Source organism: Cognatundibacterium griseum (assembly GCF_014284195.1).
Lineage (GTDB): Bacteria > Pseudomonadota > Gammaproteobacteria > Burkholderiales > Burkholderiaceae_D > Undibacterium > Undibacterium griseum.
In genome coordinates this window covers 363,767-371,099 of sequence record NZ_JACOGC010000004.1, presented here as the reverse complement: position 1 = coordinate 371,099, position 7,333 = coordinate 363,767, and the positions used below count along the sequence as shown (strand labels likewise).

The 7,333-nt window shown below is 54.6% G+C and carries 7 protein-coding genes and 2 tRNA genes; 8 read left to right on the top strand and 1 reads right to left on the bottom strand.

What is annotated here, in order from left to right; translation table 11 throughout:
- The first annotated feature begins 282 nt into the window (after nt 1–282).
- Together H8K27_RS12250 and H8K27_RS12245 are read left to right on the top strand one after the other, a co-directional pair.
- A tRNA-Val gene (locus tag H8K27_RS12250) sits at nt 283–358 on the top strand.
- A gap of 34 nt (nt 359–392) precedes the next feature.
- Nucleotides 393–469, top strand: a tRNA-Asp gene (locus H8K27_RS12245).
- 155 nt (nt 470–624) lie between these two features.
- Here the strand turns inward: H8K27_RS12245 and H8K27_RS12240 are convergent.
- Nucleotides 625–1,533: a recombination-associated protein RdgC gene (locus H8K27_RS12240; protein ID WP_186863444.1), complete on the bottom strand. Its 909-nt coding sequence runs from the start codon at nt 1,531–1,533 to the stop codon at nt 625–627.
- Between the two features lie 174 nt (nt 1,534–1,707).
- Here H8K27_RS12240 and H8K27_RS12235 point away from each other — a divergent pair, with 174 nt between their 5' ends.
- The 6 genes from H8K27_RS12235 (at nt 1,708) to H8K27_RS12210 (ending at nt 7,158) form a co-directional block, all read left to right on the top strand.
- Nucleotides 1,708–2,214 (top strand): DUF6622 family protein, encoded by a 507-nt coding sequence (locus H8K27_RS12235; protein WP_186863443.1) that lies wholly within the window; start codon nt 1,708–1,710, stop codon nt 2,212–2,214.
- Between the two features lie 117 nt (nt 2,215–2,331).
- The gene (argS, locus tag H8K27_RS12230) at nt 2,332–4,044 is read left to right on the top strand and encodes an arginine--tRNA ligase (protein WP_186863442.1); all 1,713 of its coding nucleotides are present in this window, start codon (nt 2,332–2,334) and stop codon (nt 4,042–4,044) included.
- 80 nt (nt 4,045–4,124) lie between these two features.
- The gene (locus tag H8K27_RS12225; protein WP_186863441.1) at nt 4,125–4,754 is read left to right on the top strand and encodes an SPOR domain-containing protein; all 630 of its coding nucleotides are present in this window, start codon (nt 4,125–4,127) and stop codon (nt 4,752–4,754) included.
- Between the two features lie 46 nt (nt 4,755–4,800).
- The gene (locus H8K27_RS12220) at nt 4,801–5,511 is read left to right on the top strand and encodes a thiol:disulfide interchange protein DsbA/DsbL (RefSeq protein ID WP_186863440.1); all 711 of its coding nucleotides are present in this window, start codon (nt 4,801–4,803) and stop codon (nt 5,509–5,511) included.
- A gap of 61 nt (nt 5,512–5,572) precedes the next feature.
- Nucleotides 5,573–6,358, top strand: coding sequence for an SDR family oxidoreductase (locus H8K27_RS12215; RefSeq protein ID WP_186863439.1), 786 nt, complete (start codon nt 5,573–5,575; stop codon nt 6,356–6,358).
- On the top strand, nt 6,355–7,158 hold the full coding sequence (locus H8K27_RS12210) for a helical backbone metal receptor (RefSeq protein ID WP_186863438.1): 804 nt from the start codon (nt 6,355–6,357) through the stop codon (nt 7,156–7,158). Before H8K27_RS12215 ends, H8K27_RS12210 begins: the two co-directional genes overlap by 4 nt.
- The last annotated feature ends 175 nt before the right edge of the window (nt 7,159–7,333 follow it).

Here is a 7,333-nt window from a genome sequence, read left to right as displayed (position 1 = left end):
ATCCCGAACAGGACCGTGAAACGACTCTGCGCCAATGATAGTGCTGCAACCAGTGTGAAAGTAGGTTATCGTCAGGCTTGTAATCTGCGACCCCCCGTTACCCAGCGTAGCGGGGGGTTTTGCTTTTAAGTGAGAGTACTGGTTTTTTAAAGGTGTTTTCGCTGAAATTAAGCGAAAAAACCGATTGAAAGACTAGACATGAAGCAGATGTTGAACTATAATATTGCTTCTGTTGACGTTGGTGACACAGCGTCAGATGTTTGTCTGACTAAGCAAGAATATGGGTGCTTAGCTCAGTTGGTAGAGCGGCGCCCTTACAAGGCGTAGGTCGGGAGTTCGAGCCTCTCAGCACCCACCACAGATAAACATGGCAGCACAGATTAAGTAGTTTCGGAGTGGTAGTTCAGTTGGTTAGAATACCGGCCTGTCACGCCGGGGGTCGCGGGTTCGAGCCCCGTCCGCTCCGCCAAATATAAAAAGACGAGCAATGCTCGTCTTTTTTCATTTTCATTTCCAGTGTTGATCAGCGATCTATTTTTTTCCTGTGATCCTGTGACGCAGTGGAAATTGTATTCATACAGCCGGACGTCATGATCCCGGCCGTATTCTGAAAACCGGCAGCGTCTATGCCGCTTGCTGGCCTTCCAGTTCTCCATCCAGTGCGTACACCACGTCATCCAGCATTTTGGCCAGCTCTGCTGTCATCAGTGCGAAATCCGCATCAAATCGCTCTTCTTCGTTGCTGCCTTTATCTTTGTCGTCATCCAGAATGTCCAGAGGCTTGATGCGCTTGATGGTCAGGGTGTCTGTCAGTACAAAACTGATCCTGTCATCCCAGGTCAATGCGAGCTTGGTGCATTGTTTGCCTGCCGCGATATGTTTTTGCACGTCGTCCGGATCAATCGTATGCCGGACATACCGCACGGTAGCTTTGTCTTCAGTGGACGACTTTAACTCGGTATCCTGATCGATAGTGAAGCCCTTGGGAGCCTCATTGGCAGCCAGCCAGCCGGTCATTGCAGCCTGAGGAGATGATTTCACGCGCAAGCCCTCCAGCGGCAGCTTGTCGCAACATTTCAGCAACAGCTTGATCACCTCGTCTGCCCGCGCGGGACTGGACGCATCAATCACCAGCCAGCGATTTTGCGGATCAATCCAGACCAGGGTGTTGCGTCTGACACCAAACGCGCGTGGCGTCAGTTCATCAATGACGCGTTCTTTGAGGTCTTTCATTGCTTTGCGACCGGGTGCAAAGCCTTGCTGCTCTTCGATTTCTGCGGCGCGTGCCTTGGTAACCTGATTCACGACGCTCGATGGCAACAGCTTTTTCTCGGTAGCCAGAGCAATCAGAAACTGATGATTGACACTGTGCACCAGTAAATCGTTATTCCGTGGTGAAGTCCAGCCCTGGCTTTGCATTTCATTTGATGCACATTGTGAAAAGGCAATTTTTGATAATTGCGCATGTAATTCTTCTGCACTGATTTTCCATGGTGCTGCAAGACGGAAGATCTGTAAATTCTTAAACCACATAAACTATCCCGACGACGAAAACTACCTATTCTACACGTCAGCGGCGAGCGGTTCGCGACCAGATTCGAGGTATTCACGCCATTGCGCTGCAGTTTGTCGCAAACGTCTCGTCACTGCTCCTGACCGGTTCCATACTGCATACATCGCAGTCGCCAACCAACGAAAGGAGACACCATGTTGCAACAAATTCTGACACACACGCCCGTCTGGGTCTGGGCCTTGCTTGGATTTCTAATCTACCGCGGCATCAAGGCGAGCCAGGACCGCGAGATGAGTTTCGGGGCACTGATCATTATTCCGGTAGTGATGTTGTTGCTGTCTTTGCAGGGATTGGTACAGCATTTTGGCCTGCAGCTGCTGTCATTGGGGCCGTGGATGCTGAGTCTGTTGCTGACAGGGGGGCTGGCCATGAAATACAGTGCGCCGGACAGTATCCGGATATTGCCAGCCAAAATGGTATTCCTGAAAGGCAGCTGGCTGCCGCTGATTCTGATGCTGAGTATTTTTATACTGAAATATGCAGAAAACATCTTCATCATCATGCAGCCGGGGTTACGCAGTGATCTGTTATTCACCCTGGCATGCAGCATCGTGTTTGGCATCACGAATGGATTATTTTTCGGAAAAGTTTTTGCAGCATTCTACTTGCTGTCACAAAAGGACGGCATGCAGACCGCATAAAATCGGTGATCTGCCTGGCTGACCTGCTCGGTAGCACGGACATGGCGCGGGGGAGACAGTATAATGACCGCTGTCCTTATTTAGTATTCTTGCCAAGATGCAAGAAAAATCCGCGCCATGTTAGCTGAACAAAAACAAGAAATCCTGAATCTGATCGAAAAAACCGTCGCCCCTTTGCTGACAGGCAGTGAGCTGCAGGCCACGGTCCTGCTGGAGCGGCCACGTGACCCGTCTCACGGGGACGTTGCCTGCAATATTGCGATGCAGATTGCCAAGCCACTGCGTAAAAACCCGCGTGAACTGGCGCAGGCAATCGTGGCTGATCTGCAGGCGCAACATCATCCGCTGATCGCATCGGTCGAAATCGCCGGACCGGGATTTATCAATATTCGCATCGCCACCGCCGCTAAACAAGCCGTTGTGCAGACCGTGTTGCGTCAGGGTGCCCAGTTCGGGAAAAGCCAGCGTGGCGCCGGCCAGAAAGTGGTGGTGGAATTTGTGTCTGCCAACCCGACCGGGCCATTGCATGTCGGTCACGGACGGCAGGGCGCACTGGGTGATGCGCTGGCAGCGTTGCTGGATGCACAAGGCTATGCGGTGAGCCGTGAGTTTTATTATAACGACGCCGGAGTCCAGATTGGGAACCTGGCGTTGTCCGTGCAGGCACGGGCGAAAGGCTATGCGCCGGGCGATGCTCACTGGCCAGAGTCTGCCTACAATGGCGACTACATCGCTGAGATTGCCCGTGATTTTCTCGATAAAAAGACGGTTGCCGCCAGTGACGGCGTGCCTGCCACAGGCAGCGGTGATGCTGAGGATATCGCATCCATCCGCCAGTTTGCGGTCGCTTACCTGCGTCGCGAGCAGGACACCGATTTACAGGCATTCGGAGTGAAGTTCGATAATTATTATCTCGAAACTTCCTTATACACGGATGGCAAGGTCGAAGCGACCGTGGCTGCCCTGAAGGCTGCCGGTAAAACCTATGAGCAGGATGGCGCGCTCTGGCTGCGCACCACGGAATACGGTGACGATAAAGACCGTGTCATGAAAAAGTCGGACGGTACCTACACTTACTTCGTTCCCGATGTCGCCTACCATGTGACCAAATGGGAGCGCGGTTACCGCAAAGCCATCAACATTCAGGGCAGCGATCACCACGGCACGATCGCGCGGGTGCGGGCAGGTTTGCAGGCATTGAATGTCGGGATTCCGCAGGGCTATCCGGACTACGTGTTGCACAAAATGGTCACCGTCATGAAAGACGGCGCCGAAGTCAAAATTTCCAAACGTGCCGGTTCTTACGTGACTGTGCGTGATCTGATCGAATGGTCAGGAAACGGGGATGTCGTCAAAGGGCGCGATGCTGTACGTTTCTTCCTGATTTCACGCAAGGCGGATACCGAATTTGTCTTCGATGTCGATGTGGCACTGGCGCAGTCGGATGAAAATCCTGTGTATTACGTCCAGTATGCACATGCCCGGATCTGCTCTGTGCTGGCACAATATGCGACAGACGAGGCGGCTTTCGCCCCACTGGCACAGGTTGACCTGTCGCCGCTGACCGCGCCGCGTGAAGCCAGCCTGCTGGCAAAAATTGCGGAATACCCGGAAGCGCTGGAAAAAGCGCTGGATGAGCTGGGACCGCATCAGGTCGCGTTTTATCTGCGCGACCTGGCAGGAGAGCTGCACAGCTATTACAACGCCGAACGTGTGCTGGTCGATGATGAAGCAACGAAACTGGCACGTCTGGCATTGATGCTGGCAACCCGGCAGGTGTTGCGCAATGGCCTGGCACTGATTGGTGTTTCCGCGCCAAACAAGATGTAAGCGAAAACGGTTTCTGCCGTTTTCCATGGCAGCAGAAGCCGTATTGTGAAGACAGTGAGATTATTTTTTGCCGGAGACGCATGAAAACACCTTCTACGACATTGCAGCATCAGCGCGGTAACACACTGACCGGAATCATTATCGGATTGGTCATCGGACTTGGAATCGCGGTAGCGGTTGCCTTGCTGATCACCAAATCGTCCACGCCGTTTACCAATAAGGGCGGCAAAAGCGATAAATCCGATCAGCCCGTGACGCAGTTGCAGGACCCGAATAAACCTCTGTACGGCAACAAGGATGCGGTGAAGGAAGCTGCGAAAGAAGTTGCCAAAGCGCCTGAAGCGGCTACACCTGCCACGCCGGCAGCACCGGCGAACAGCGCCGCGCCCGCCAAAACCGCAGAAGTTAAAACAGACAGCAAACCTGCTGCCGATAAACCGGCAGATGGCGCCAGGGCCGACAGCGCTGACGACAAATACATTTACTTCCTGCAGGCCGGAGCATTCAAGGAACAGGCCGATGCGGAAAGCGCCCGCGCCCGGCTGGCACTGATCGGCTTTGAAGCGAAAGTCAGCGAAAAGACCTCTGACACCGGCACCATGTATCGCGTGCGGATCGGTCCTTTTGGCAATATTGAAACAATGAACCGAATCCGTTCCAAGCTGTCAGAAAACAGTGTCGACGTGGCAGTGGTCCGTACCGCGAAGTAATGGCAGACAGGAATTTTTCAGTAACCAACATACAGAGGGAAAAAAGATGCGTGGATTGTCTCAGGTAATACGGGGCGTATTGTTAGTCGGTCTGGGTTTGCTGGCCAGCGGTGCCGGCGCGTCGCCTGCGATGCCGCAGAATGGCGCCGAGTACCGCGTGCTGGGGCGGCCACAGCCGACCGAAAGCGGCAAGAAAGTGGAAGTCATCGAATTTTTCGCCTACTTCTGCCCGCACTGCAATGCACTCGAACCTTTGATCGCCGAATGGGTCAAGAAACAGGGTGACAATATCGTGTTCAAACGGGTGCATGTGAATTTCCATAATCTGGTGACGCAGCAAAAGCTGTATTTCACGCTGGAAGCGATGAACAAGACCGATGAGTTCCATGTCAAGGCCTTTAACGCTTACCACATTGACCGCAACCGTCTGGCAACCGATGCCGATGTGATGAATTTTGTTGCCAAATCCGGTCTGGATAAACAGAAATTCAGCGATGTTTATAATTCCTTCACGATTCAGAGTAAACTGGCCCGTGCTAATCAGATGATGGAAGCCTATCAGATTGACGGCGTGCCGACGATTGCGATTGATGGCCGCTACGTGACTTCACCGGCACAGGCAATCGCAACGCTCGGACGTTCGACCGAAGACATGCAAAACCGCGCGGTATTGCAGGTGATGGATTTTCTGGTAGCCAAGGCGCAGAAAGAAAAAACAGCAGGCAGCGCGCCGGCTGAGCCAGGCAAGAAAAAATAAACGCACACGTGCATCATTCAGTCCGCCTTCCGGCGGACTTTTTTTTATGGGCAGATAACGGATGGAAAATGTGTTTATCACCGGCGCATCGTCCGGTATTGGCGCGGCGCTGGCACAGGTGTATGCCGCGCGGGGAGCAACACTGGCGCTGGTGGCGCGGCGGCAGGCGCAGCTGGAGCAATTGCGGCGCAGTCTGCCCAATCCGCAGCGGCATCACATCTATGCATTGGATGTGACCGATCATGCCGCCCTGACGCAGGCGGCAGCTGATTTTCTGCAACAGGTGGGCACAGTGCATACCGTGATTGCCAATGCCGGCATCTCGGTCGGCACCCTGACCGAGTGCGAAGGCGATCTGCCCGTATTTGAGCGCGTGCTGCAGACGAATCTGATTGCGACTGCAGCGACATTTGCGCCGTTTATTCCGGCAATGAAAACCTGCGCCCGGGAGCAACCGTGCCGGCTGGTCGGAATCGCCAGCGTGGCGGGAATACGGGGATTACCGGGAGCCGAAGCCTACAGCGCGTCGAAAGCGGCCGTCATCAGTTATTGCGAATCCCTGCGGGTGGAGTTGCGTTCCAGCGGTATCCGCGTGGTCACGATTGCACCGGGCTATATCGACACCCCGATGACGCAGGTGAATACCTATCCCATGCCGTTTCTGATGCCGGTGTCGGATTTTGCGCGCAAAGCCGTGCAGACGATTGATGCCGGGCGTTCTTACCGCGTGATTCCGTGGCAGATGGGCGTTGTCGCCAAAATACTGCGTCTGCTGCCGGACTGGCTGTACGACCGGGTATTTTCCCGCGCCCCGCACAAGGCGCGCACGCCGGGCCATGATCAATGAACGGTCTGACGTCTGATGATCGCCTGATTCTGACGGATGCCGCCGGACGCCTGCATCAGCCGGTGCCGGCGGCAGAAGCGCGTATTGTCAGCCTGGTGCCGTCGATCACCGAATTGTTATGCGATCTGGGTCTGGGCGGGGCGATCGTTGGCCGTACCGGCTTTTGCATTCATCCTGCTGCGCAGGTGCAGCGCATTCCTAAAGTCGGCGGCACCAAGGATGTGAATCTGGGAAAAATCCGGCAGCTGGCGCCGACCCATCTGGTGGTCAACATCGACGAAAATGAAAAGCCGGTGGTGGATCAGCTGGCAGCGTGGATTCCGCATGTTATCGTGACGCATCCGCTGGCACCGGACGATAATCTGGCGCTGTACCGTCTGCTTGGCGGTGTTTTCCAGGTGCCGCAGGCGGCAGAGCAATGGTGTGCGGCGTATCTGGATGCCCGGGCCGCGCTGACGCCGGTCACGCGGCGGCAGCGGGTGCTGTACTGTATCTGGCAGGATCCGTGGATGACCGTCTCGGCACCGACCTATATCGCCGCGATGCTGCAGCTGGCAGGCTGGGATTGCTGGAGCCCGGCCGGGAATCCGGCACGCTACCCGGCTTTTGACTGGACGCCCGCCATGCTGGAGCAGATTGACCTGATCCTGCTTTCCACCGAGCCTTACCGGTTCACAGAGCAGCATGTGGACGCGCTGGAACGCCAGACCGGAAAACCGGTCATGCTGGTGGACGGGGAAATGATCAGCTGGTATGGCAGCCGGGCTGTTGCCGGTTTGAAATATTTGGAATCATTGTAACGCCAGATATGAAAAAATATTTCCAGTTTTACGTAATTGCGCATAAATGACACACTCGTGACATAAACATGCCGCTCACTGATTGACACCCCTTCCTACTCGCACGGATACTGAAATTCCTTGGAATCTGTCTGACAGCCACATACCGCATGCACCATTTTGTTCAGTTGAAGGT

Excerpts from the sequence above, each read along its gene's own strand:
- H8K27_RS12240 (WP_186863444.1), bottom strand. The coding sequence starts at position 1,533 with ATGTGGTTTAAGAATTTACAGATCTTCCGTCTTGCAGCACCATGGAAA.
- H8K27_RS12235 (WP_186863443.1), top strand. The coding sequence starts at position 1,708 with ATGTTGCAACAAATTCTGACACACACGCCCGTCTGGGTCTGGGCCTTG.
- argS (WP_186863442.1), top strand. The coding sequence starts at position 2,332 with ATGTTAGCTGAACAAAAACAAGAAATCCTGAATCTGATCGAAAAAACC.
- H8K27_RS12225 (WP_186863441.1), top strand. The coding sequence starts at position 4,125 with ATGAAAACACCTTCTACGACATTGCAGCATCAGCGCGGTAACACACTG.
- H8K27_RS12220 (WP_186863440.1), top strand. The coding sequence starts at position 4,801 with ATGCGTGGATTGTCTCAGGTAATACGGGGCGTATTGTTAGTCGGTCTG.
- H8K27_RS12215 (WP_186863439.1), top strand. The coding sequence starts at position 5,573 with ATGGAAAATGTGTTTATCACCGGCGCATCGTCCGGTATTGGCGCGGCG.
- H8K27_RS12210 (WP_186863438.1), top strand. The coding sequence starts at position 6,355 with ATGAACGGTCTGACGTCTGATGATCGCCTGATTCTGACGGATGCCGCC.